Annotated in this window: 21 protein-coding genes, 1 other RNA gene and 1 other annotated feature; of the genes, 17 read left to right on the forward strand and 5 right to left on the reverse strand. The window is 54.6% G+C overall.

Annotated features, from left to right (window positions below):
• Window positions 1-41: 41 nt before the first annotated feature.
• Window positions 42-359 (reverse strand): type V toxin-antitoxin system endoribonuclease antitoxin GhoS, encoded by a 318-nt coding sequence (gene ghoS, locus PAG01S_RS02020; RefSeq protein ID WP_033757474.1) that lies wholly within the window; start codon window positions 357-359, stop codon window positions 42-44.
• 350 nt (window positions 360-709) lie between these two features.
• On the opposite strand from ghoS, the gene PAG01S_RS02025 reads away from it, so the two are divergent.
• The 15 genes from PAG01S_RS02025 to PAG01S_RS02090 all read left to right on the forward strand — a co-directional run bounded on the left by PAG01S_RS02025 (window position 710) and on the right by PAG01S_RS02090 (window position 14514).
• Window positions 710-1471, forward strand: a complete 762-nt coding sequence (locus PAG01S_RS02025; protein WP_031590484.1) for a DUF481 domain-containing protein — start codon at window positions 710-712, stop codon at window positions 1469-1471.
• A gap of 246 nt (window positions 1472-1717) precedes the next feature.
• The gene (gene thrS, locus PAG01S_RS02030) at window positions 1718-3646 is read left to right on the forward strand and encodes a threonine--tRNA ligase (RefSeq protein ID WP_062757526.1); all 1929 of its coding nucleotides are present in this window, start codon (window positions 1718-1720) and stop codon (window positions 3644-3646) included.
• Window positions 3647-3649: 3 nt separating this feature from the next.
• Window positions 3650-4201 carry a translation initiation factor IF-3 gene (gene infC, locus PAG01S_RS02035; protein WP_029519030.1) on the forward strand — a complete coding sequence of 184 codons (552 nt, stop codon included), beginning with the start codon at window positions 3650-3652 and terminating at the stop codon, window positions 4199-4201.
• A gap of 99 nt (window positions 4202-4300) precedes the next feature.
• Entirely contained in the window at window positions 4301-4498 is a 198-nt protein-coding gene (gene rpmI, locus PAG01S_RS02040; protein ID WP_010245683.1) for a 50S ribosomal protein L35, read from the forward strand.
• Between the two features lie 42 nt (window positions 4499-4540).
• Window positions 4541-4897 carry a 50S ribosomal protein L20 gene (gene rplT, locus PAG01S_RS02045; protein ID WP_003853267.1) on the forward strand — a complete coding sequence of 119 codons (357 nt, stop codon included), beginning with the start codon at window positions 4541-4543 and terminating at the stop codon, window positions 4895-4897.
• 117 nt (window positions 4898-5014) lie between these two features.
• Window positions 5015-5140, forward strand: a sequence feature (Phe leader region).
• Window positions 5020-5064 carry a pheST operon leader peptide PheM gene (pheM, locus tag PAG01S_RS22170; RefSeq protein ID WP_106120997.1) on the forward strand — a complete coding sequence of 15 codons (45 nt, stop codon included), beginning with the start codon at window positions 5020-5022 and terminating at the stop codon, window positions 5062-5064. It overlaps the preceding feature by 45 nt.
• Before the next feature lie 71 nt (window positions 5141-5211).
• Window positions 5212-6195: a phenylalanine--tRNA ligase subunit alpha gene (gene pheS, locus PAG01S_RS02050; RefSeq protein ID WP_010245680.1), complete on the forward strand. Its 984-nt coding sequence runs from the start codon at window positions 5212-5214 to the stop codon at window positions 6193-6195.
• A gap of 14 nt (window positions 6196-6209) precedes the next feature.
• The gene (pheT, locus tag PAG01S_RS02055) at window positions 6210-8597 is read left to right on the forward strand and encodes a phenylalanine--tRNA ligase subunit beta (RefSeq protein ID WP_062757528.1); all 2388 of its coding nucleotides are present in this window, start codon (window positions 6210-6212) and stop codon (window positions 8595-8597) included.
• Between the two features lie 4 nt (window positions 8598-8601).
• Window positions 8602-8904, forward strand: a complete 303-nt coding sequence (gene ihfA / locus PAG01S_RS02060) for an integration host factor subunit alpha (protein ID WP_003853259.1) — start codon at window positions 8602-8604, stop codon at window positions 8902-8904.
• Between the two features lie 179 nt (window positions 8905-9083).
• Complete coding sequence (btuC, locus tag PAG01S_RS02065; protein WP_010670028.1) at window positions 9084-10067, forward strand: vitamin B12 ABC transporter permease BtuC; 984 nt, start codon at window positions 9084-9086, stop codon at window positions 10065-10067.
• Window positions 10068-10117: 50 nt separating this feature from the next.
• Window positions 10118-10663 carry a glutathione peroxidase gene (locus PAG01S_RS02070; RefSeq protein ID WP_010670029.1) on the forward strand — a complete coding sequence of 182 codons (546 nt, stop codon included), beginning with the start codon at window positions 10118-10120 and terminating at the stop codon, window positions 10661-10663.
• Complete coding sequence (gene btuD, locus PAG01S_RS02075; protein ID WP_062757529.1) at window positions 10664-11413, forward strand: vitamin B12 ABC transporter ATP-binding protein BtuD; 750 nt, start codon at window positions 10664-10666, stop codon at window positions 11411-11413.
• Between the two features lie 68 nt (window positions 11414-11481).
• Window positions 11482-11940, forward strand: coding sequence for a C40 family peptidase (locus PAG01S_RS02080; protein ID WP_010245666.1), 459 nt, complete (start codon window positions 11482-11484; stop codon window positions 11938-11940).
• Window positions 11941-12235: 295 nt separating this feature from the next.
• A complete protein-coding gene (locus PAG01S_RS02085) occupies window positions 12236-12982 on the forward strand; it encodes an EAL domain-containing protein (RefSeq protein WP_010670031.1) in 747 nt (248 codons plus the stop codon).
• Between the two features lie 80 nt (window positions 12983-13062).
• Entirely contained in the window at window positions 13063-14514 is a 1452-nt protein-coding gene (locus PAG01S_RS02090) for a protein adenylyltransferase SelO (protein WP_062757530.1), read from the forward strand.
• A gap of 7 nt (window positions 14515-14521) precedes the next feature.
• On the opposite strand, the gene PAG01S_RS02095 is transcribed toward PAG01S_RS02090, so the two are convergent.
• Both PAG01S_RS02095 and ppsR read right to left on the reverse strand, forming a co-directional pair.
• A complete protein-coding gene (locus PAG01S_RS02095; protein ID WP_062757532.1) occupies window positions 14522-15568 on the reverse strand; it encodes a 3-deoxy-7-phosphoheptulonate synthase in 1047 nt (348 codons plus the stop codon).
• A gap of 151 nt (window positions 15569-15719) precedes the next feature.
• The gene (gene ppsR / locus PAG01S_RS02100) at window positions 15720-16547 is read right to left on the reverse strand and encodes a posphoenolpyruvate synthetase regulatory kinase/phosphorylase PpsR (RefSeq protein WP_010245652.1); all 828 of its coding nucleotides are present in this window, start codon (window positions 16545-16547) and stop codon (window positions 15720-15722) included.
• Window positions 16548-16984: 437 nt separating this feature from the next.
• Here ppsR and ppsA point away from each other — a divergent pair, with 437 nt between their 5' ends.
• Window positions 16985-19369: a phosphoenolpyruvate synthase gene (gene ppsA, locus PAG01S_RS02105; RefSeq protein ID WP_010245649.1), complete on the forward strand. Its 2385-nt coding sequence runs from the start codon at window positions 16985-16987 to the stop codon at window positions 19367-19369.
• A 69-nt stretch (window positions 19370-19438) separates the two neighbouring features.
• On the opposite strand, the gene rprA is transcribed toward ppsA, so the two are convergent.
• An RNA gene (rprA, locus tag PAG01S_RS02110) (antisense sRNA RprA) lies at window positions 19439-19546 on the reverse strand.
• 292 nt (window positions 19547-19838) lie between these two features.
• On the reverse strand, window positions 19839-20957 hold the full coding sequence (gene ydiK / locus PAG01S_RS02115; RefSeq protein WP_062757534.1) for an AI-2E family transporter YdiK: 1119 nt from the start codon (window positions 20955-20957) through the stop codon (window positions 19839-19841).
• Window positions 20958-21162: 205 nt separating this feature from the next.
• Between ydiK and ydiJ the strand changes: the two genes are divergently transcribed.
• Complete coding sequence (gene ydiJ / locus PAG01S_RS02120) at window positions 21163-24216, forward strand: D-2-hydroxyglutarate dehydrogenase YdiJ (protein ID WP_062757536.1); 3054 nt, start codon at window positions 21163-21165, stop codon at window positions 24214-24216.
• Window positions 24217-24222 lie beyond the last annotated feature (6 nt).

A 24222-nucleotide genomic window follows, 5' to 3' on the forward strand; every position in this document is an offset into this window, starting at 1 on the left:
TATTGCGTAAATATTCACCAAAAACCGCGCAATTGCACCCTTTATTCTGGCGCTGAGGTGGCAGGGCGATGATCGGCAGCATCGCGCAGATACTCTTCGAAGGTCGTGACGGTCACCTCGGGTTCCTGGCCCAGCGCGCTTTCACCGGCCGCAGTGACCTGCCGCCGCAGCTCCTCAGCCTCCAGCGTGCTGACGATGCCATAGCTGTTCGTACCGAGTTCATGTGGATGGCCGTCGTCATCTGTCATCGTGGTCGTGAAACCTGCGGCGGTCATTGCGCTGGTCAGTTCCAGGATGTCACTTAAGCCCGACTCCTGATAGTGAAAGGTCACGATATAGCGGGTTAAGGTGTTGCTCATGAGGCACCTCCGGGGAAGGGAAACTGAACTGAGCGTAGACCATGGTGAAAAATCAGGCGAATTATGAAGGAGATGCTGCGTGTGTGACGTGATGCATAGCGTAAATTCGTGTCAGGAGCCAGCAGCATAACGTAAAAATCTTCTGCCGTTGCGTCTGGCTTTTCATTTGGGCAGCACTATAATGCGCCACGTTAATAAGATGAGTCCCAATTAACAGGGGTTGTCAGGGCGATTCCAGGCATTTTGTGTAAGTTAATAATTTTTTACAAAACTTACCGTAAATTGCATTGAATGCCCGGCAAAACGCTTCAGACTCTCCGTTTTTTAAACAGTCGCACGGATCACATTTAATGAAAGCCTATAACAAGCTGTCTGCTGTTCTTTTGCTCTCCGCCGGAGCTTTTTGTCACCAGGCAATGGCCGATAACGCCGTATTTACGTCAATGGATGACCCTTCAACAGCTAAAAAGCCGTTTGAAGGTTCTGCTGCTGCGGGATATCTGGCGCAAACCGGTAACACCACCAGTTCATCAATGACGGCTCAGACCAATATGACCTGGTATCAGTCATCTATGGCTTACAGCTTGTGGGGTAACGCAGCCAACACCTCGTCAAACGATGAGCGCTCTTCTGAAACTTACAACATCGGTGGTCGTTCACGTTACAACCTCAACTCGTATGACTACCTGTTTGGACAGGCGAGCTGGTTAAGCGATCGTTTCAATGGTTACGATTCACGCGACGTGCTGACAGCCGGTTACGGTCGTCAGATTCTGAATGGACCGGTGCACTCGCTGCGTGCGGAATTGGGTCCGGGTGTACGTTATGACGATTATCACGCTGGTGGTCATCAGACCAAAGCGCTGGGCTATGGCGCAGTCAGCTATCAGTGGCAGCTGACCGACACCACTAAATTTATTCAGGGCGTGTCAGTGCTGAGCAGCTTCGGAGAAGACACCACGGTGAACTCCGAAACTGGTCTGCAGGTGGCGATCAACAGCCACTTCGCGCTGAAGCTGGCTTACAACGTCAGCTGGAACAACAATCCGCCGGAATCGGCACCTGATCGCACCGATACCAAAACCTCAATCATGCTCTCTTACGCTATGTAAGCGCATTTTTGCAGCAGCATTCACAGCGGCCTGACAGTGTGTCAGGCCGCTTTTTTTTGATTTCTCCAGGGCTTAGCGAAAAAGGCATGGGTTTTTCTCGCCGGGGAAAACTGCTATCATCAGCCCCGCACTGAAATCCTGGCGACATTCCGACAATGTGGGTCTGATATCACGCCAGGTCACTAATTTTACATTACGTTGCATGTAGGCTTTCGTGTGGCTTACCACTGCAAATAAGGATATGAAATGCCTGTAATTACGCTTCCTGATGGCAGCCAGCGCGTGTTTGACCACCCTGTCAGTGTGATGGATATTGCACTGGACATCGGTCCTGGTCTGGCGAAAGCCTGTATCGCTGGCCGTGTTAACGGTGAACTGGTTGATGCTGTTGATCCCATCACTGAAGATGCCGCCGTAGCGATCATTACCGCTAAAGATGAAGCGGGTCTGGAAATCATCCGTCACTCCTGTGCGCACCTGTTAGGGCATGCGATTAAACAGCTGTGGCCGGATACCAAAATGGCGATTGGCCCGGTCATTGATAACGGCTTCTATTATGATGTCGACATCGATCGTACCCTGACCCAGGAAGATATCGACCTGCTGGAACAACGCATGCATCAGTTGGCTGAAACCAACTACGATGTGGTGAAGAAGAAGGTCAGCTGGCAGGAAGCTCGCGACGTCTTTGCGGCGCGCGGCGAAATTTACAAGACCACCATTCTTGATGAAAACATCAGCCATGACGATAAGCCTGGCCTGTATCATCACGAAGAATATGTCGACATGTGCCGCGGTCCGCACGTGCCGAACATGCGGTTCTGCCATCATTTTAAACTGCAGAAGATCTCCGGTGCCTACTGGCGCGGCGACAGCAACAACAAAATGCTGCAGCGTATTTATGGCACCGCATGGGCAGACAAAAAGCAGCTGGCAGCCTATCTGCAGCGTCTGGAAGAGGCGGCGAAGCGTGACCATCGTAAGATTGGTAAGCAGCTGGATCTCTACCACATGCAGGAAGAAGCACCAGGCATGGTCTTCTGGCATAATGACGGCTGGACCATCTTCCGCGAGCTGGAAGTGTTTGTCCGCAGCAAGTTAAAAGAGTACCAGTACCAGGAAGTTAAAGGTCCATTCATGATGGATCGCGTCCTGTGGGAAAAAACCGGGCACTGGGAAAACTATAAAGAAGCAATGTTCACCACCTCATCTGAGAACCGTGAATATTGCATCAAACCGATGAACTGTCCTGGGCATGTTCAGATCTTTAATCAGGGTCTGAAATCCTACCGTGACCTGCCGCTGCGTATGGCAGAGTTCGGCAGCTGTCACCGTAATGAACCCTCAGGCGCACTGCACGGCCTGATGCGTGTTCGTGGCTTTACCCAGGATGATGCACACGTCTTCTGTACTGAAGAGCAGGTGCGTGACGAAGTGAACAGCTGTATCCGCATGGTTTATGACATGTACAGCACCTTCGGTTTTGAAAAGATTGTGGTGAAGTTATCCACCCGTCCTGAGAAGCGCATCGGTACGGATGAGATGTGGGATCGTGCCGAGGAAGATCTGGCTGCGGCGCTGAACGAAAACAATATTGAGTTTGAGTTCCAGCCAGGCGAAGGCGCGTTCTACGGTCCTAAAATTGAGTTTACTTTGTACGATTGTCTTGATCGCGCCTGGCAGTGCGGAACAGTTCAGCTAGACTTCTCCCTGCCAAAACGCCTTGAAGCAACCTACGTGGGTGAAAACAATGATCGTCAGACGCCAGTGATGATTCACCGTGCGATTCTGGGATCAATGGAGCGTTTCATCGGTATTCTGACCGAAGAATTCGCCGGTTTCTTCCCAACCTGGCTGGCACCGCTGCAAGTCGTGGTAATGAATATTACCGACGGACAAGCAGAATATGTTGAGTCTTTGACGCGTAAGCTGCAGAATGCTGGCATTCGTGTGAAGGCAGACTTGAGAAATGAGAAGATAGGCTTTAAAATCCGCGAGCACACATTACGTCGCGTCCCTTATATGTTGGTCTGCGGTGATAAAGAGGTGGAATCTGGCAAAGTTGCCGTTCGCACCCGCCGTGGTAAAGACCTTGGGTCGATGGATGTCGATGTGTTTGTTGAGAAACTTCAACAAGAGATTCGCAGCCGAAATCTTCAACAATTGGAGGAATAAAGTATTAAAGGCGGAAAACGAGTACTACCGACGCGTCCGAACAAAATCAACAGTGAAATCCGCGCAACTGAAGTGCGCTTAACAGGCATGGATGGCGAGCCGATTGGCATTGTCACATTACGCGAAGCTTTGGAAAAAGCCGAGGAAGCGGGCGGCGACTTAGTCGAAATCAGCCCGAATGCCGAACCGCCGGTCTGCCGCATCATGGATTACGGCAAGTTCCTCTATGAAAAAAGCAAATCTTCTAAGGAACAGAAGAAGAAGCAAAAAGTTATTCAGGTTAAGGAAATCAAATTCCGTCCTGGAACCGATGATGGCGACTATCAGGTCAAACTACGCAACCTGATTCGCTTTCTGGAAGAAGGCGATAAAGCCAAAATCACGCTGCGTTTCCGCGGTCGTGAGATGGCGCACCAGCAGATCGGTATGGAAGTGCTTAACCGCGTCCGTAAAGACCTGTGTGAAGATCTGGATTTGGCCATTGTCGAATCCTTCCCTTCGAAGATCGAAGGCCGCCAGATGATCATGGTGCTCGCTCCTAAGAAGAAACAGTAGGCTTTCAAGTAACACTAACCGCGCAGCGTTCGCGCTGTGCGGTTAACTGTTCGCCTGTCTGGGTCATGTTATTAACAATGCGAAGTGGATATTTTTAAAATGCCAAAGATTAAAACTGTACGTGGTGCGGCTAAGCGCTTCCGCAAGACCGCTTCTGGCGGCTTCAAGCGTAAACACGCAAACCTGCGTCATATTCTGACCAAAAAATCTACTAAGCGTAAACGTCACCTGCGCCCTAAAGGCATGGTGTCAAAAGGCGATCTGGGTCTGGTAATTGCCTGCCTGCCGTACGCATAAGTAATTTTTTCATTAAATCAGAATATTAAACAGGAGAGCTAAATGGCTCGTGTAAAACGTGGTGTAGTTGCTCGCGCACGTCACAAAAAAATCTTAAAACAAGCTAAAGGCTATTACGGTGCACGTTCACGTGTTTACCGCGTTGCCTTCCAGGCTGTTATCAAAGCTGGTCAGTATGCTTACCGTGACCGTCGTCAACGTAAGCGTCAGTTCCGTCAGCTGTGGATCGCGCGTATCAACGCAGCGGCTCGTCAGAACGGCATGTCTTACAGCCGTTTCATCAATGGTCTGAAAAAAGCAGCCATTGAGATTGACCGTAAGATCCTGGCCGACATCGCGGTATTCGATAAAGTGGCATTCTCTGCACTGGTCGAAAAAGCGAAATCAGCCCTGGCGTAAGTCAGATGGAAAAGGGAGCTTGCTCCCTTTTTTATTGCCTGTAACTTACGCAAAAGATTGACATTTTCGTCGCTGAGCATTTCAATAGACTCCCTGTATCGCATGACAAGGTAACCGCAAGCATGAACGCTGCTATTTTCCGTTTCTTTTTTTACTTTAGCGCCTGACATCCAGGGGCTTTTGCGCATAAGAAAAGAAACGAAAAATCGCGCTAAAAGCCTCCCTCGTGGAGGCTTTTTTGTTTCTGGCGCTAGCATATTGGACCGGCAGGTCCCAACGAGAACTGACCAGCCTGACTGGAAAAAGAGGAAACTATGTCCCAACTCGCAGAACTGGTGGCCAGCGCCACGGCGGCCATCGACGGGGCGACGGATATCGCCGCCCTTGACGCGGTGCGCGTCGAATACCTGGGTAAGAAAGGACATCTGACACTGCAGATGACTACGTTACGCGAGCTGCCAGCCGAAGAGCGCCCGGCAGCGGGTGCGGTAATCAATGAAGCGAAGCAGCAGGTCACCGAGCGTCTGAATGCGCGCAAAGATGCCCTGGAAGCTGCGGTGCTGAATGCCCGTCTGGCTGAAGAGACCATTGATGTCTCTCTGCCTGGCCGTCGCATTGAGAATGGCGGCCTGCATCCGGTAACCCGCACCATGGATCGCATTGAGACCTTCTTTGGTGAGTTAGGCTTTGGCGTCGTAACCGGTCCAGAAATTGAAGATGATTACCATAACTTCGATGCGCTGAATATTCCTGCCCATCACCCGGCCCGTGCCGATCACGACACCTTCTGGTTTGACGCCACGCGCCTGCTGCGTACCCAGACGTCCGGCGTGCAGATCCGTACCATGAAGGCTCAGCAGCCGCCGATTCGCATTATTGCGCCAGGCCGCGTCTACCGTAACGATTACGATCAGACCCATACCCCGATGTTCCATCAGATGGAAGGGCTGATTGTGGATAAAAATATCAGCTTTACCAACCTGAAAGGCACGCTGCACGATTTCCTGAACAACTTCTTCGAAGAAGATCTGCAGATTCGTTTCCGTCCTTCCTATTTCCCGTTTACTGAGCCATCAGCAGAAGTAGACGTCATGGGTAAAAACGGCAAGTGGCTGGAAGTGCTGGGTTGCGGCATGGTTCACCCTAACGTGCTGCGTAATGTCGGCATCGATCCGGAAGTCTACTCCGGTTTCGCCTTTGGTATGGGCATGGAGCGTCTGACCATGTTGCGCTACGGCGTGACCGATCTGCGTGCCTTCTTTGAAAATGATTTACGCTTCCTCAAACAATTTAAGTAAGGGCAGGATATCCAATGAAATTCAGTGAACTCTGGTTACGCGAATGGGTAAATCCAGCCCTGGACAGCGCTGCGCTGTCTGAACAAATCACTATGGCCGGTCTGGAAGTTGACGGCGTTGATCCGGTTGCCGGTGCGTTCCACGGCGTCGTGGTCGGGGAAGTGGTGGAGTGCGGCCAGCACCCGAATGCAGACAAGCTGCGTGTGACCAAAATCAATGTGGGCGGCGATCGCCTGCTGGATATCGTCTGTGGCGCGCCGAACTGCCGTCAGGGACTGAAAGTCGCGGTCGCCACCGTCGGCGCCGTGCTGCCAGGTGATTTCAAAATCAAAGCGGCTAAACTGCGTGGCGAGCCGTCTGAAGGCATGCTCTGCTCTTTCTCCGAGCTGGGGATTTCCGACGACCACAACGGCATCATCGAACTGCCAGCCGATGCGCCGATTGGCACCGACATCCGCGCCTACCTGCAGCTTGATGACAACACCATTGAAATCAGCGTCACGCCTAACCGCGCTGACTGTCTGGGTCTGATCGGTATCGCCCGTGATGTCGCCGTCCTCAACGGTTTGCCACTGAACGTGCCGGAGATGCAGCCGGTCGCTGCGACGCTGAACGACACTTTCCCGATTCAGGTTGATGCGACAGAAGCCTGTCCACGCTATCTGGGCCGTGTAGTAAAAGGCATAAACGTTGCTGCTGCCACGCCATTGTGGATGAAAGAGAAGCTGCGTCGTTGTGGTATTCGTTCTATCGATCCGGTGGTGGATATCACTAACTACGTTCTGCTGGAGCTGGGTCAGCCGATGCACGCCTTCGATCTCGACCGCATCGACGGCGGTATCGTGGTGCGTATGGCGAAAGAAGGCGAAAAGCTGACGCTGCTGGATGGCACTGAAGCCAGCCTGCAGAGTGATACCTTAGTGATCGCCGATCATCAGAAAGCGCTGGCGATGGCTGGTATCTTTGGTGGCGAACATTCGGGCGTGAACGGCGAAACGCAGAATATCCTGTTCGAGTGCGCTTACTTTGATCCGCTCTCTATTACCGGCCGCGCCCGTCGTCATGGTCTGCATACCGACGCGTCACATCGCTACGAGCGTGGTGTTGACCCGGCGCTGCAACACACCGCACTGGAGCGTGCTACCCAGCTGCTGCTGTCAATCTGCGGCGGTGAAGCGGGCCCGATCATCGATCAGACTCATCAGGCAGCCCTGCCTGTGCCAGCGACGATCACGCTGCGTCGTGAAAAGCTGGACCGTCTGATTGGCCACGTGATCGCGGATGAGCAGGTGACTGACATTCTGACGCGTCTCGGCTGTGAAGTGACCGTGGGAGAAGGGCAGTGGCAGGCCGTCGCCCCGAGCTGGCGCTTCGATATGGCGATTGAAGAAGATCTGGTTGAAGAAGTGGCCCGTATTTATGGCTACAACAACATTCCGGATGTGCCGGTACAGGCGGGTCTGGTGATGACTCAGCATCGCGAAGCGAATCTGTCGCTGAAGCGCGCGAAAAACCTGCTGGTGGATAAGGGCTATCAGGAAGCGATTACCTACAGCTTCGTCGATCCGAAAATTCAGCAGCTGCTGCACCCGGGTGAAGAGGCGCTGTTGCTGCCGAGCCCAATCTCCAGCGATATGTCGACCATGCGTCTCTCACTCTGGACCGGCCTGCTCAGCGCGGTAGTCTACAACCAGAACCGTCAGCAGAGCCGCGTGCGCCTGTTTGAGAGCGGCTTACGCTTTGTGCCGGATACCCAGGCAGATTTGGGCATCCGTCAGGATCTTATGCTGGCTGGCGTCATCAGCGGTAACCGCGTTGAAGAGCACTGGGATCTGGCGCGTCAGACAGTTGACTTCTATGATTTGAAAGGCGATTTAGAATCGCTGCTCGATTTAACCGGCAAACTGGATGACATCAGCTTCCGTGCTGAAGCGAATCCGGCGTTGCATCCAGGACAGAGCGCGGCGATTTATTTGCATGATGAACATATCGGATTTATCGGCGTGGTTCATCCTGAGCTGGAACGTAAGCTTGATCTCAATGGCCGCACCTTAGTCTTTGAACTGCTTTGGAATAAGGTCGCAGACCGCGTCCTGCCTGACGCGCGCGAGATTTCTCGCTTCCCGGCGAACCGTCGTGATATTGCCGTTGTGGTGGCTGAAAACGTCCCCGCAGCAGATATCATCGCGGAGTGTAAGAAAGTTGGCGTAAATCAGGTAGTTGGCGTAAACTTGTTTGACGTGTACCGCGGTAAGGGCGTTTCTGAGGGCTACAAGAGCCTCGCAATCAGCCTGATTTTGCAGGATACCAGCCGGACACTCGAAGAAGAGGAGATTGCCGCGACCGTTGGCAAATGCGTTGCGGCATTAAAAGAGCGATTCCAGGCAACCTTGAGGGATTGAACCTATGGCGCTTACAAAAGCTGAGATGTCAGAGTACCTGTTTGAGAAACTCGGGCTGAGCAAACGCGATGCCAAAGAGTTAGTAGAGCTGTTTTTCGAAGAGGTACGTCGCGCTTTGGAGAATGGAGAACAGGTAAAACTGTCTGGGTTTGGTAATTTTGACCTGCGTGACAAAAACCAGCGTCCTGGCAGAAACCCGAAAACGGGTGAAGATATTCCGATTACTGCGCGTCGCGTAGTAACGTTCCGCCCAGGACAGAAGCTGAAAAGCCGCGTAGAGAACGCTACACCCAAAGAGACTGACTGAATTTCAGCGTTTCAAAAAGGCCGCGCAAGCGGCCTTTTTTCATGGTTTCAGTACGCAGTAATCCCGCTTCCCGCGCCCGTTATTCTCCCTGACGGCAAAGAGCAAACCGCCTCATCTGCCTTTCTTTTTTCTGCAATCCCTCTACAATCAAATCTCTGTTTTCTCAGCTAATCCCGCTTATGTCTCTGCTCGACCAGCTCGCGCGCCAGGCCGACCAGCGCGGCCAGAAATGGCTTATTGTGTTAGCACTTATGCTCTCTGCACTGCTCTGTCTCAGCCTGTGTGCCGGTGACAGCTGGATCGCGCCCTCAGACTGGTTCACGGAAAGCGGCAGGCTCTTTGTCTGGCAGTTGCGGCTGCCCCGCAGTCTGGCGGTGGTGCTGGTCGGGGCATCGCTGGCGGTATGCGGTGTGGTGATGCAGGCGCTGTTTACAAATCCGCTGGCGGAGCCCGGCCTGCTCGGCGTCTCAAACGGTGCCGGTATTGGCCTGGTGCTCGGCGTGCTGCTGGGCAGCGGCTCGCTGTGGAGCCTTGGGCTGGCGGCGATGGCCGGTGCGCTGATTATTACGCTCATCCTGCTGCATTTTGCCCATCGTCAGCTCTCGGTCACCCGGCTGTTGCTTACCGGCGTGGCGCTGGGGATTATCTGTAGTGCCATCATGACCTGGGCGGTCTACTTCAGCACCAGCCTCGATCTGCGTCAGTTGATGTACTGGATGATGGGGGGATTCAGCGGGATTGACTGGCGCTATGGCTGGATGATGCTGGCGCTGCTGCCGGTGATGCTGGCCCTGGGAGCGACCGGGCAGATTCTTAATCTGCTGGCGCTGGGCGAGACATCTGCCCGCCAGCTCGGACTGTCTCTCTTCTACTGGCGTAACCTGCTGGTGCTCGCCATGGGCTGGCTGGTCGGCATCAGCGTCGCGATGGCCGGTGCTATTGGCTTTGTCGGACTGGTGATCCCGCATCTGCTGCGTATGAGCGGCATCAGCGATCACCGTTATCTGCTGCCGGCATCGGCGCTGGCTGGCGCCGGTGTATTACTGGCAGCCGATATTGTGGCACGCCTGGCGCTGACGTCGGCGGAATTACCGATAGGCGTCGTGACGGCGACACTGGGCGCGCCGCTGTTTATTATTTTACTGGTGAAATCTTCACGCTAGCTTCGGCTGGCGACTCTGCATCCACAACAGCATCCACAACAGGAAACAGCATGAACATTTATCAAACTGAACTGGTTACGCTCGATGGGGAAAAAACCACGCTGTCACAATGGCAGGGCAAGGTACTGCTGGTGGTCAATGTTGCCTCGAAATGTGGTCTGACGCCGCAATATGAAGAGCTGGAGAACCTGCAGAAAGCCTGGCAGGATCAGGGCTTCAGCGTACTCGGTTTTCCCTGCAACCAGTTTCTGGAGCAGGAGCCGGGCAGCAGTGAGGAGATTAAAACCTTCTGCAGCACCACGTATGGCGTTACGTTCCCGATGTTTGCCAAAACCGAGGTGAATGGCGCAGGCCGCCATCCGCTCTATGCCCAGCTGATTGCGGCCCGACCTGACGCGGTGCGCCCGGAAGGCAGCGGCTTTTACGAGCGTATGGAGAGCAAAGGACGCGCGCCGAAAGAGCAGGGCGACATCCTGTGGAACTTCGAAAAATTCCTTATTGGCCGTGACGGCAGCGTGATCCAGCGTTTTGCACCTGACATGACGCCGGAAGATCCGATCATTCTGGAAACCATTAAGCAGGCGCTGGCAAAATAGATGCTGTTGCGCCTGCAACAGGCCGCCGTCCCCGGACGGCTGCTGCCACTGACCGGTGAGCTTGCCGCCGGTCAGCTGCTGCACGTGGCAGGCCCGAACGGTGCAGGCAAAAGCACCTTACTCAGTGTGATTGCGGGACTGCAGCCCGCCTCCGGCACGGTGCTGCTGGACGAACAGCCGCTGAGTGACTGGAATGGCGCAGCGATGGCCCGGGTTCGCGGCTGGCTGCCTCAGCAGCAGGCACCGCTGAATCAGATGCCGGTCTGGCACTATTTGCGTCTGCATCTGAAACAGGCGGGGGGGCAGACAGACGATCGCCTCAGCACGCTGCTGAAACGGCTTCAGCTGCAGGATAAGTTATCGCGTTCACTGACCCGGCTCTCCGGTGGTGAATGGCAGCGCGTCAGGCTGGCGGCGGTTTGTGTGCAGATTGATCCCCACATCAATCCACACGGGCGGCTGCTGATCCTTGATGAGCCCATGACCGCGCTGGATATCGCCCAGCAAAAAGCGGTGGACGATCTGATTGCCGACCTGTGCGCGGCGGGCATCAGCGTTATCGCCAGCAGTCACGACCTCAACCACAGCCTGCAACAGGCGGATCGGGTCTGGCTGATGGATAAGGGAGCGTTGATTGCGCAGGGTGAACCGGCTGAGGTTCTGACGCCGCAGCGCCTGACACCGATCTACCAGATTGCTTTCCGGCAGCTTGAACTTGAAGGACGCACGCTGCTGACCGTATTGCCCTGACACTTGCTACCCGGCGGGCTTTACCGCTACATTAAGCCGGTTGCAACTTCTGATAAGGACATTTGGCGATGCGCCTGGGTTTGCTGATTTTAGTTCTGCTGCTGACGGGATGCAGTCATCACGCTCCGCCGATTAATGGCCGTCTTTCCGATTCGATCACCGTGATTGCGGAACTGAACGATCAGCTCGGTAACTGGCGTGGGACGCCTTATCGCTATGGCGGCATGAGTCGTAACGGGGTTGACTGCTCCGGCTTTGTCTATCTGACTTTCCGCGATAAATTTGCGCTGCAACTGCCGCGCACCACCTCAGCTCAAAGCGATATCGGCACCCGAATCAGCAAAGACGAGCTGCTGCCAGGCGATCTGGTCTTCTTCAAAACCGGTCGCGGGGAGAATGGCCTGCATGTGGGCATTTATGACACCGATAATGCCTTTATTCATGCCTCAACCAGCCAGGGCGTCATCCGCTCCTCGCTCGACAATGTCTACTGGCGAAAAGTGTTCTGGCAGGCCCGTCGTATTTAAACGCAGGTCCGGGGAATCAGACTTAAGTCCAATTTTAAATAGAGTTAAAACAGAGAGTAAAAGGTTTATTTTAAATGACAGTTATTGAGCGTGGGTTTTAATAAACATAATAAAAGCTTATTTAATTCCACTAATAACCGCTGCTTTATCGCTACTATTTGGCTTAAGGGTGATCGCCTGCTGCCAAACGGCAATGGAAGAGTAAAGAAGTTCGTCTCTTCAATGATTTGGCACTATTGCCTGCGCCTGACCATTACTATACGATATCCCCATCGCCGCATATTCTGGCATTAAAATGAAAATTCATCTTTCGGCCGACTATCAGTCGGAAATCTGGTTTTATCCTGTCTGTGATGTTAATGGGCGACTGACCGCTGTCGAGCTGGTCACGCAGTTTGTGCATGAAAGTGCCCCCATCACCCTGCCGCAGGATCTGTTGCTGCCGCAGCTCGATGAGTCGCAGCAGCTGCGCCTGCTGCAAAGTCAGATTGGATTGCTGGAGCAGAATCGCGGCTTTTTTGAAGCGCATTCCGTGTCAGCATTTATACGTATTGATGAAGGCATGGCCCGGACGCTGCTGGCCAGCGAATTAGTGATGCGCAAAATAAAGCAGTTGCCATTCATTCTGTTGAATATCACTGAAACGTTTCCGCAACTAAAACTGGGAAAAAATAATCCCCTGCTGGCAAGCCTGCATGCTGAGTTTAATTTAGCGATTTCTCATTTCGGCGCGGGTAAGACCCCCTCTAATGCGGTCTACGATAATTTATTCAGCTGCATCTGCCTGGACAAAGAGTTTATTCATTCGCTGGCAAAGCGCGCTTCATTCGTGCCATTTATTCAGAGCATTATCGATAATTTCCGCGCCCATTGTGACCGGCTCATTATTTGTGGCATTGATGACGACGTGCTGCTGGATAAAGTCAGCCAGCTGAGCGGTGCTGAGTTTCAGGGTGCGCTCTTCCCGGTGGTAAAATCTGACGCGCTGCGTTCGCTGATCTGCGCCGACGATCGTGTGCCATCCGCGCAGCATCCCGGCTGATACTTCCTGTTAATCCCCGCTATCAGCGTTACACTAGAGGACTAACCTTAAGTAACGCTGAGCATCGCATGGGAGAAACAATGTCCTCAGGCAAGGCCTCTTTTGACAACACCTGGTTCCGTGAACTTACCGGGTGTTACACCGCGCTGAACCCCACGCCACTTGCAGGCGGACGCCTGCTGTATCATAACGCACCGCTTGCAGCCTCAATGGGGCTGGATAGCGCGCTCTTTGCCGATAAGGGGCATGCCGTCTGGCACGGTGCCGCACTGCTGCCCGGCATGCAGCCGCTGGCGCAGGTCTACAGCGGCCATCAGTTTGGCGTCTGGGCGGGCCAGCTTGGCGACGGGCGCGGCATTCTGCTGGGTGAGCAGCGTCTGGAGGATGGCAGCAAGCTGGACTGGCATCTCAAGGGCGCAGGCCTGACGCCTTATTCCCGCATGGGTGATGGACGTGCCGTGATCCGCTCCAGCGTGCGTGAGTTTCTCGCCTCGGAAGCGCTGCATCATCTGGGCATTCCCACCACGCGTGCGCTGACCCTGTCGATAGGTGATGAACCGGTCTACCGCGAAACAACAGAGCGTGGCGCGATGCTGATGCGCATTTCCCCAAGTCATCTGCGTTTCGGTCATTTCGAGCATTTCTTTTACAGCCAGCAGCAGGAGAAAGTGCAGCAACTGGCCGACTACGCCATTCGCCATCACTGGCCGCATCTGGACGCTGAAGCAGACCGCTATCAACAGTGGTTTACCGATATTGTGTTACGCACGGCGCGTCTGGTTGCGCTGTGGCAGAGCGTGGGCTTTGCTCATGGAGTGATGAACACGGACAACATGTCGATTCTGGGTCTGACCATCGACTATGGCCCCTTTGGTTTTCTGGATGATTATCAGCCTGACTTTATCTGTAATCACAGCGACTATCAGGGGCGCTACAGCTTTGAAAATCAGCCAATGATCGGTATGTGGAATCTTAACCGGCTGGCACATGCGCTGTCGGGTCTGCTGACCACCGAGCAGTTGCGGACGGCACTGAGCGCCTACGAACCTGAACTGATGCGGGTCTGGGGCGAACGGATGCGGGCGAAACTCGGTCTGCTGACGCAGCAGAGCAGCGATAATGAGATTCTGACCGATCTGCTGGCACTGATGACGCAGGAGCATAGCGATTACACCCTGACGTTCCGCCTGCTCAGTGAGACGCAACAGGCTGACAGCCGTTCACCGCTGCGGGATGAGTTTATTGATCGTGAGGCGTTTGATAGCTGGTATCAGCGCTACCGCAGCCGTCTGATGGATGAGCAGGTCAGCGATGCAGAACGTCAGGCCGTGATGAAGGCGGCCAATCCGGCGGTGATTCTGCGCAACTATCTGGCGCAGCAGGCGATTGAAGAGGCGGAGCGGGGAGAGCAGGGGGCGCTGGCACGTCTGCATCAGGCGTTACAGCAACCCTTTAGCGAACAGACAGCCGCTGAATATCGTCAGCGGCCGCCAGACTGGGGCAAAACCCTGGAAGTGAGCTGCTCCAGCTGATGCAGACTCAGAGGCGGTGAGAAACCGCCTCGGCCAGCATGGCGAGCACCTTTTCGCTCTCCTGCCAGCCGAGGCAGGGATCGGTAATCGACTTGCCATAGACCAGCGGTTCGCCGCTGACGACTTTCTGATTGCCCTCTTCCAGGAAGCTTTCAATCATCACACCGGCAACGGCCTGCGATCCCGCTTTAATCTGTTCTGCCACCTCTGCCGCGACATCCATCTGACGACGATGCTGCTTCAGGCAGTTACCGTGACTGAAGTCGATCACCAGCTGCTGTGGCAGATTAAATGCCGACAGACTTTCGGCTGCGGCGGCGACATCACTGGCATGATAGTTAGGCTGTTTGCCGCCACGCAGGATCACATGACCATGCGGGTTGCCGCTGGTCTGATAGATAGTCATCTGGCCCAGCTTATCGGGCGAAAGGAACATGTGGCTGGCGCGCGCGGCGCGAATCGCATCCACGGCAATCTGTACGTTACCATCGGTACCGTTTTTAAAGCCGACCGGGCAGGAGAGGGCCGATGCCATTTCGCGGTGGATCTGGCTTTCGGTGGTGCGTGCGCCAATCGCGCCCCAGCTAATCAGATCGGCAATAAACTGGCCGATCACCATATCCAGGAATTCCGTGGCGGTAGGCAGGCCCAGCGAGTTGATATCAATCAGCAGCTGGCGGGCGATGCCTATGCCGCGGTTCACATCGTAGCTCCCATCCAGATCCGGATCGGAGATTAAGCCTTTCCAGCCCACTACGGTGCGCGGCTTTTCAAAGTAGGCACGCATCACAATCTCCAGCCGATCTTCATAGCGGCTGCGTAACGCGTTCAGACGCTCAGCATATTCCAGCGCCGCTTTCGGGTCGTGCAGCGAGCAGGGGCCAATCACCACCAGCAGGCGGGGATCTTCACCCGTCAGAATACGGGCAATACGTTTACGGGCAGCGGTGACATTGTCGGCAATTGCCGGAGAGACAGGATGCTCAGCCGCCAGGCTGGCGGGGGTAATCAGACTACCAATGCGTGCGGTACGCAGTTCGTCGGTTTTGTTCATGGGTTTCTCGAAAACGGTTCTTCGCAGCGGTGAAATACCGGGAAGTGATGGTGGTCACAATAAACCATTAGTCTGCGAATTCAACCCGGAATTTAATAATGAAATCAAAAGCGACGGCAGCGCCGCTTTACAGTTCAGCGCCGGTTACCCATCAGTACATGCGGCGAGTCAGGCCCATAATGTCGAGAATTTTGGTCGCAATCTCCTCCACGGAGTAGTTGGTGCTGTTGAGATAGCGGATCTGATGAGTGCGAAACAGCGCTTCCACTTCGCCTACCTCCAGCCGGCACTGACGCATCGAGGCGTAACGGGTATTTTCCGCCCGCTCCTGACGTATCGCAGCCAGCCGTTCCGGGTCGATGGTCAGCCCGAACAGTTTATTCTGATGCGCGCGCAGCGCGGGCGGGAGTTTAAGGTTATCCATATCGTCGGCAATGAATGGATAGTTGGCGGCGCGAATACCAAACTGCATTGCCAGATAGAGGCTGGTGGGGGTTTTGCCACAGCGTGAGACGCCTAACAGAATCACCTGCGCATCTTCCAGCCCGCGCAGCGAGATGCCGTCATCATGCGCCAGGGTGTAATCGATGGCCGCGATACGTGCGTCATATTTACCCAGGTTACTGGCATCCAGTCCATGGGTACGGTGTGCCACCGGCGCGGGCGATAACCCCAGCTCCTGCTGAAGCGGGGCGACCAGCGCCTGGACGATATCCTGACAAAAGCCGTCACTCTGTACGATGATGTCGCGGACTTCCGGCGTCACGATGGAGAAAAAGACCAGCGGCCGGACACCGCTCTGCTGATAGAGCGCGTTAATCTGGGCTTTTACCGCCAGCGCCCGCTGAACATTTTCCACAAACGGCAGCGTCAGGCTGGTGATATTGACCGGAAACTGCGACAGCACCGCATGACCCAGCACTTCAGCCGTAATGGCCGTACCATCGGAGATATAAAAAACGCTTCTGTCAGTTGTCATAACGAAATCAGCCTCAGACAAGAGTGAGCATTCAGCATGGGCCATGCGATTAAATAAATCATCTCTGATTTTAATTTCTGGAATGTCTGTCCGGATTATTTGTCTGTCGTTTCATCACGATACTAAAAATGAAAGGGTGGCTCGTTGAGCCAGCATTCTTTTTAATCCGTCGTTAAGCCGCAAATAGCCACGCAGTTGTTGCGCAACAAAAATGAATGCTTAAGTGGCTGAAAATCTGCCATTTCCTGTGGCATCAATCATTTAGAGAAAAAAGACGACTTTGCGCAACAGCAAAATAATGCGCTCACAATTCCGAAACTGTGGCTGAAATTCTGCTTTAACGATTCAACAGATCGTTATTGAGAGGGTGATATGCCAGGCTGAAGACAGATTACTCCCTGTGTCCATTCATTGATAATTGATAAAGGATAAGCTCAATGTCCAGTAAAGGCGAACAGCCACTCGTGCTCTGGTATAACCAGCTTGGCATGCATGATGTTGACCGGGTGGGGGGCAAAAATGCCTCTCTGGGTGAAATGATTACTAATCTGTCGTCGCTGGGCGTTTCCGTGCCCAACGGTTTCGCGACCACATCCTACGCCTTTAACCTGTTCCTCGATCAAAGCGGGCTGAATCAGCGTATTTATGCGCTGCTGGATGAGACCGATATTGATGACGTTGATGCGCTGGCAAAAGCGGGTAAGCAGATTCGTCAGTGGGTCGTGGAGACACCGTTCCTGCCCGAGCTGGAGTCCGCCATTCTGGACGCCTATAAGCAGCTTTCTGCTGATGATGATGCCGCGTCGTTTGCCGTGCGCTCCTCTGCAACCGCAGAAGATATGCCTGACGCCTCTTTTGCCGGCCAGCAGGAAACCTTCCTGAATGTACAGGGCATCGACGCCGTCATGGTGGCGGTAAAGCATGTCTTCGCCTCGCTGTTTAATGACCGCGCTATCTCCTACCGTGTGCATCAGGGCTATGACCATCGTGGCGTTGCGCTCTCAGCGGGAATACAGCGCATGGTGCGTTCAGACCTGGCCGCCTCGGGTGTGATGTTCACCATTGATACCGAGTCCGGCTTTGATCAGGTGGTCTTTATCACCGCTGCACTGGGGCTGGGGGAAATGGTGGTGCAGGGTGCCGTTAACCCCGATGAGTTCTATGTGCACAAGCCAACCCTGGCAGCCGATCGTCCGTCGATTGTGCGCCGCAATATGGGCTCGAAAAAGGTTCGCATGGTCTATGCCGATTCCCAGGCGCATGGCGAGCAGGTGCGGATCGAAGATGTGCCTGAGGCCGAACGCGACCGTTTCTGCCTGAGCGATGAGGAAGTGCAGGCGCTGGCGAAGCAGGCGGTGCTGATTGAACAGCACTATCAGCGCCCGATGGATATTGAGTGGGCCAAAGATGGGCACACCGGCAAACTGTTTATTGTTCAGGCGCGCCCTGAAACCGTACGCTCAAATGGTCAGGTAATGGAGCGTTACACGCTGCAGGGGCAGGGCAGCGTCGTCGTGGAAGGTCGTGCTATCGGTCATCGTATTGGCGCAGGCGTGGTGAAGGTCATCCACGATATCAGCGAAATGAATCGCATTGAAAAAGGCGATGTGCTGGTGACCGACATGACCGACCCGGACTGGGAACCGATCATGAAAAAAGCATCAGCGATTGTGACTAACCGCGGCGGACGGACCTGTCATGCTGCGATCATCGCGCGTGAGCTGGGCATTCCGGCAGTGGTGGGCTGTGGCGATGCCACTGATCGGCTGAAAGAGGGGCATAACGTCACGGTCTCATGTGCCGAAGGTGATACCGGCTACGTTTATGATCAACTGCTCGACTTCGACGTCACCAGTTCGCAGGTCGATTCACTGCCTGAACTGCCGCTGAAGATCATGATGAACGTGGGCAACCCCGATCGCGCCTTTGATTTCGCCTGTCTGCCTAACGAAGGCGTGGGTCTGGCGCGGCTGGAATTTATCATTAACCGTATGATCGGCGTCCACCCTAAAGCGCTGCTGGAGTTTGATCAACAGACGCCGGAGCTGCAGCAGCAGATCCGTAAAATGATGAAAGGATTTGATGATCCGGTGGAGTTTTACATCGCTCGCCTGACTGAAGGAATTGCCACGCTTGGCGCCGCTTTTGCGCCGAAACGCGTAATTGTCCGACTTTCTGACTTTAAAACCAATGAATATGCCAACCTGGTGGGTGGAGAACGCTACGAGCCGGAAGAGGAAAACCCGATGCTGGGATTCCGGGGTGCGGGTCGCTATGTCGCTGACAGCTTCCGGGACTGCTTTGCACTGGAGTGCGAAGCGGTGAAACGTGTTCGCAACGAGATGGGCCTGACAAACGTCGAGATTATGGTTCCGTTTGTGCGCACCGTTGAGCAGGCGAAGGCTGTGGTGGAAGAGCTGGGGCGTCAGGGACTGAAGCGCGGCGAGAACGGGCTGAAGATCATTATGATGTGCGAGATCCCGTCCAATGCCCTGCTGGCGGATCAATTCCTGGAGCACTTCGATGGCTTCTCTATTGGCTCAAACGACATGACTCAGCTGACGCTGGGGCTGGACCGCGACTCTGGCGTCGTCTCCGCACTGTTTGACGAGCGTAACGAAGCCGTGAAGATGCTGCTTTCAATGGCCATAAGGGCCGCGAAGCAGAAGGGGAAATATGTCGGAATCTGTGGGCAGGGACCGTCAGACCATCAGGATTTCGCCGCATGGCTGATGGAAGAGGGCATCGACAGTCTGTCACTGAACCCGGACACGGTAGTGGAGACCTGGGTGAGTCTGGCGCAGTTAAATAAAACAGCCTGATACGGGTTGTTAGCACTCTTCAGGGCCCGCTATGCGGGCCTTTTCTGTTTATATCTGGTCAGATTCAGGCAAAAAAAAAGCCCATCACAGGGGATGGGCAAAGACTACACACAGCAATTCTTTACTCTACTCAGGGGAATGAGATTGTCTGAAAATCATCAGGTTGATTTCGAACATAGGAAACATGTTATTCATACGGCTGGCTGTCGTCTTTAAGAATCCTCTTATTAGTTTAAAGCCAATAATCTTTTGTGACCTTTACTTCGCCATTTGGCTTAAGAAACAGTGCAGAAAGTAATCTTTTTTGGCCCGAAAAGGTCACTTTCAGGCCAAAGGTGGCTTTTTTCTTAAAAATCGCTAATGGAAAACAGAATTTATCTGATCTGAGAGAAGGGGTGCGGTTAATCATCATTAACCGCACTAATCAATGCTTATGGGGGGTAGCGGCGCAGCGGGTTATTGCATCCCATCATACAGCAGGCGGGGTATCCTCGTGATCCGCCAGGGCATCAGCCACGGCCAGTTGGTCACTATCCGGGGCAGGCGCTTCATGAACCCAGACGGAAACCAGACGGTAGGAGACCGCCAGAACCACTGGCCCGATAAACAGACCAATCATCCCGAACGCAAACAGTCCACCAATAACACCAGAAAGAATCAGGATCATCGGCAGATCGGCACCCATACGGATCAGCATCGGGCGCAGCACGTTATCCATCGTGCCGACCACACAGCTCCAGACCAGCAGCACCGTTCCCCATGTTGTATCTCCGCTCCAGTAGAGGTAGATAATGGCGGGAACCAGCACCAGTAGCGGGCCGAGTTGTACCAGACAGCAGAGGATCATCAGTACCGTCAACAGCGTGGCGTAAGGAATGCCGGAGATCGCCAGACCGATACCGCCCAGCACGCCCTGCACCAGCGCCGTCACCACTAAGCCAAGCGCCACGGCACGAATGGACTGCGCCGCCAGCAGTACGGCGGCATCACCGCGTCGTCCCGCCATGCGGAAAGCAAAGTGACGAATGCCCTGGGCAGCCTGTTCGCCACGCCAGTAAAGCAGCACGCTGAACAGTAACATCACGCCCAGATGGATCATAAAGCGTCCGAAATGACCGGCCTGCGCGACAAAAAAGCCGGTGGTACGGCCGATATAGGGCTGTATTTTCGCCATGACGCCGGCACCGCCGCTCGCCACCAGCGTGTCATAACTGACATAAAGCTTCTTGCCGACCATCGGGACATCGTTGAGCCATAACAGTCGCGGCATCATATGCCCCTGGGTAACCCAGGCAATCACCGGCGCGCTGTTATCAATCAGGCTGCTGACCAGCAGGGCGATAGGGATAATAAACAGCAGCAGCAGAAGCAGTGTCATCACGATCACCGCCAGGGAACGGCGTCCCCATAACAGTCGCTGGAATTTCAGCATCAATGGCCAGGTGGCAATCACCACCATGCTGGCCCAGGCAAAGCCCAGAATAAACGGCTGCACGACCCATAAACAGGCGACAATCAGCAGCAAGATGAACATCAGGGTGAAGAGTATTTGCGGTAAATCCATATCCCGGTACTGGCTTTTCATCATTGACTCATAACCTCGTCTTAATCCTTCATTTTCAGGCATTCGGATGCCCGTTTTTATCATGATCTATTTGCTGAGGTTTAAACAGAGTCGCGGAGAAAGGTTTTTGCCTTTTCTGAAAAAAGGGCAGGCGCAGGAAAAATATGATAAAACGAGAAATCGCTAATCTATAAACGCAAACGTTTACAACACCTTCGGTCAGACAATCATGATCCCACAGATTTCGCAGGCACCGGGCCTCGTTCAACTGGTGCTGACGTTCCTTGAGTCGTTGAAAGAGCAGGGTTTTACCGGTGACATGGCAACCAGCTATGCCGACCGTCTTTCACTCTCCACCGATAACAGCATCTATCAATTGCTGCCCGACGCGGCGCTCTTTCCGCGCTCGACTGCGGATGTTGCGCTGCTCGCCCGCGTGGCCGGAGAAGCGCGCTTTGCCAGTCTGGTATTTACCCCGCGCGGCGGCGGTACCGGCACCAACGGTCAGTCGCTGAATCAGGGGATTGTGGTGGATATGTCGCGCTACATGAACCGTATCCTGGAGATCAATACGGATGAGGGGTGGGTGCGGGTTGAAGCGGGGGTGATCAAAGATCAGCTTAACGCCTGGCTGAAGCCATTCGGCTTTTTCTTCTCGCCGGAGTTATCCACCAGTAACCGTGCCACGCTGGGCGGCATGATTAATACCGATGCGTCCGGCCAGGGCTCGCTGGTCTATGGCAAAACCTCGGACCATGTGCTGGGCCTGCGCGCCGTGCTGCTGGGCGGCGATATCCTTGATACGCGTCCAATGGCCACCGCGCTGGCTGAAACCCTGGCGCAGACGGCGACGCCCGAAGGCCGGCTCTATCAGCAGGTGCTGACGCGCTGCCGCGAGCATCGTGCGCTGATTCTGGAAAAGTTTCCAAAGCTGAATCGGTTCCTGACCGGATATGACCTGCGCCATGTTTTCAGCGACGATATGCAAACCTTTGACCTGACGCGCCTGCTGTGCGGCGCAGAGGGCACGCTGGCCTTTGTCACGGAAGCGCGGCTTGATATCACGCCGCTGCCTAAAGTGCGCCGACTGGTGAATATCAAATATGACTCCTTTGACTCCGCCCTGCGCAATGCGCCTTTTATGGTGGAAGCGCAGGCGCTCTCGGTAGAGACCGTTGACTCTAAGGTGCTGAACCTGGCGCGTGAAGACATTGTCTGGCACTCGGTGCGCGAATTGATCGCCGATGTACCCGACAAAGAGATGCTGGGTCTGAATATTGTTGAGTTTGCCGGTGACAACGCCGCGCTGATCGATCAGCAGATTGAACAGCTTTGTGGCCGCCTTGACGCACTGATGGTGCAGCAGCAGGGCGGCGTGATTGGCTATCAGTTCTGTAACGACCTGGATGGCATTGAACGCATCTATAACATGCGTAAAAAAGCGGTGGGTCTGTTGGGAAATGCCAAAGGCCGGGCTAAACCGATTCCCTTTGTGGAAGATACCGCGGTCCCGCCGGAAAAACTGGCGGACTACATCGTCGAGTTTCGCGCGCTGCTCGACAGCCACGGGCTGAGCTACGGCATGTTTGGTCACGTCGATGCAGGCGTCCTGCATGTGCGTCCGGCGCTGGATATGTGCGATCCGCAGCAGGAGATGATGATGAAACAGATCTCCGACGAAGTCGTAGCGCTGACAGCGCGCTATGGTGGCCTGCTGTGGGGTGAACATGGCAAAGGGTTCCGTGCCCAGTACAGTCCGGCATTCTTCGGTGAGACGCTGTTTAACGAATTGCGCCGCATCAAAGCGGCCTTTGATCCGCTCAATCGCCTGAATCCGGGCAAGATCTGTACGCCATTCAACAGTAATGATGAAATGATGCAGGTCGATGCGGTGAAGCGCGGAACCTATGATCGTCAGATTCCGTTAACGGTCCGGGATGAATGGCGTGGCGCCATGGAGTGTAACGGCAACGGGTTATGTTTTAACTTTGATGCCCGCAGCCCGATGTGTCCCTCCATGAAAATCACCCGCAACCGCATTCACTCGCCCAAAGGGCGGGCAACGCTGACGCGGGAGTGGCTGCGGCTGCTGGCCGGGCAGGGCGTCGATCCGCTCACCCTGGAAAAGCAGCTGCCCGAAAATCGGCTGTCGCTTCGCACTCTGATTGCCCGTACCCGCAATAGCTGGCACGCCAGCAAAGGGGAGTATGACTTCTCGCACGAGGTGAAAGAGGCGATGTCGGGCTGTCTGGCCTGCAAAGCCTGCTCCACCCAGTGTCCGATTAAAATTGACGTGCCCGCTTTCCGCTCGCGCTTCTTACAGCTCTACCATACCCGTTATCTGCGTCCGGTCAGCGATCACCTGGTGGCTGCCGTGGAGGGCTATGCGCCGCTGATGGCAAAAGCACCGAAAGTGTTTAACTTCTTTCTGCGCCAGCCGTGGCTGAAAGAGATAAGTAAAACGCATATCGGCATGGTCGATCTGCCGCTGCTCTCGGCGCCAAATCTGAAACAGCAGCTCAGCGGTCATCCCGCCATGAACATGACGCTGGAACAGCTGGAAGCGTTGCCAGCTGCCGATCGCGCAAACTGTGTGCTGGTGGTGCAGGATCCGTTTACCAGCTTCTATGAGGCGCAGCTGGTTAACGATTTTGTCAGGCTGATTGAGAAACTGGGCTACCGGCCCGTGCTCCTGCCATTCTCGCCAAATGGCAAAGCGCAACATGTGAAAGGTTTCCTGCACCGTTTCGCCCGCACGGCATCCCGCACCGCCGATTTCCTGAATCGGGTGGCAAAACTGGGGTTGCCCATGGTCGGCGTCGATCCGGCCACGGTGCTCTGCTATCGCGATGAGTATCGTCAGACGCTGGGCGAATCACGCGGCGACTTTAACGTCCTGCTGGTACATGAGTGGTTAGAGCGTGCACTGGCAGAGCGTGACGTGCAGGCCACGGGCGGAGAATCCTGGTATCTGTTTGCACACTGCACCGAGGTGACCGCGCTGCCCTCCACACCGAATCAGTGGCAGGCGATCTTCTCCCGTTTTGGCGCGAAGCTGGAGAACATCAATGTTGGCTGCTGCGGTATGGCTGGCACCTACGGTCACGAAAGTAAGAACCTTGAAAACTCGCTGGGGATCTACGCGCTCTCCTGGCATCCCCAGCTTCAGCGACTGCCACGCCAGCGCTGCCTGGCCACTGGCTATTCGTGCCGCAGTCAGGTCAAGCGTGTAGAGGGCAACGGAATGCGTCATCCGCTTCAGGCATTGTTAGAGCTAATGTAAAAAAAT

This window comes from Pantoea agglomerans NBRC 102470 (assembly GCF_001598475.1).
In the GTDB taxonomy this organism is placed as follows: Bacteria; Pseudomonadota; Gammaproteobacteria; order Enterobacterales; family Enterobacteriaceae; genus Pantoea; species Pantoea agglomerans.

What these genes read in the sequence shown, in the direction of transcription:
- pheS (WP_010245680.1), top strand. Translation starts at nt 5,212, where the DNA reads ATGTCCCAACTCGCAGAACTGGTGGCCAGCGCCACGGCGGCCATCGAC.
- rpmI (WP_010245683.1), top strand. Translation starts at nt 4,301, where the DNA reads ATGCCAAAGATTAAAACTGTACGTGGTGCGGCTAAGCGCTTCCGCAAG.
- PAG01S_RS02090 (WP_062757530.1), top strand. Translation starts at nt 13,063, where the DNA reads ATGTCCTCAGGCAAGGCCTCTTTTGACAACACCTGGTTCCGTGAACTT.
- rplT (WP_003853267.1), top strand. Translation starts at nt 4,541, where the DNA reads ATGGCTCGTGTAAAACGTGGTGTAGTTGCTCGCGCACGTCACAAAAAA.
- PAG01S_RS02080 (WP_010245666.1), top strand. Translation starts at nt 11,482, where the DNA reads ATGCGCCTGGGTTTGCTGATTTTAGTTCTGCTGCTGACGGGATGCAGT.
- PAG01S_RS02095 (WP_062757532.1), bottom strand. Translation starts at nt 15,568, where the DNA reads ATGAACAAAACCGACGAACTGCGTACCGCACGCATTGGTAGTCTGATT.
- btuC (WP_010670028.1), top strand. Translation starts at nt 9,084, where the DNA reads ATGTCTCTGCTCGACCAGCTCGCGCGCCAGGCCGACCAGCGCGGCCAG.
- btuD (WP_062757529.1), top strand. Translation starts at nt 10,664, where the DNA reads ATGCTGTTGCGCCTGCAACAGGCCGCCGTCCCCGGACGGCTGCTGCCA.
- ppsR (WP_010245652.1), bottom strand. Translation starts at nt 16,547, where the DNA reads ATGACAACTGACAGAAGCGTTTTTTATATCTCCGATGGTACGGCCATT.
- PAG01S_RS02025 (WP_031590484.1), top strand. Translation starts at nt 710, where the DNA reads ATGAAAGCCTATAACAAGCTGTCTGCTGTTCTTTTGCTCTCCGCCGGA.
- PAG01S_RS02070 (WP_010670029.1), top strand. Translation starts at nt 10,118, where the DNA reads ATGAACATTTATCAAACTGAACTGGTTACGCTCGATGGGGAAAAAACC.
- pheT (WP_062757528.1), top strand. Translation starts at nt 6,210, where the DNA reads ATGAAATTCAGTGAACTCTGGTTACGCGAATGGGTAAATCCAGCCCTG.
- PAG01S_RS02085 (WP_010670031.1), top strand. Translation starts at nt 12,236, where the DNA reads ATGAAAATTCATCTTTCGGCCGACTATCAGTCGGAAATCTGGTTTTAT.
- ihfA (WP_003853259.1), top strand. Translation starts at nt 8,602, where the DNA reads ATGGCGCTTACAAAAGCTGAGATGTCAGAGTACCTGTTTGAGAAACTC.
- ghoS (WP_033757474.1), bottom strand. Translation starts at nt 359, where the DNA reads ATGAGCAACACCTTAACCCGCTATATCGTGACCTTTCACTATCAGGAG.
- ppsA (WP_010245649.1), top strand. Translation starts at nt 16,985, where the DNA reads ATGTCCAGTAAAGGCGAACAGCCACTCGTGCTCTGGTATAACCAGCTT.
- ydiK (WP_062757534.1), bottom strand. Translation starts at nt 20,957, where the DNA reads ATGATGAAAAGCCAGTACCGGGATATGGATTTACCGCAAATACTCTTC.
- thrS (WP_062757526.1), top strand. Translation starts at nt 1,718, where the DNA reads ATGCCTGTAATTACGCTTCCTGATGGCAGCCAGCGCGTGTTTGACCAC.
- ydiJ (WP_062757536.1), top strand. Translation starts at nt 21,163, where the DNA reads ATGATCCCACAGATTTCGCAGGCACCGGGCCTCGTTCAACTGGTGCTG.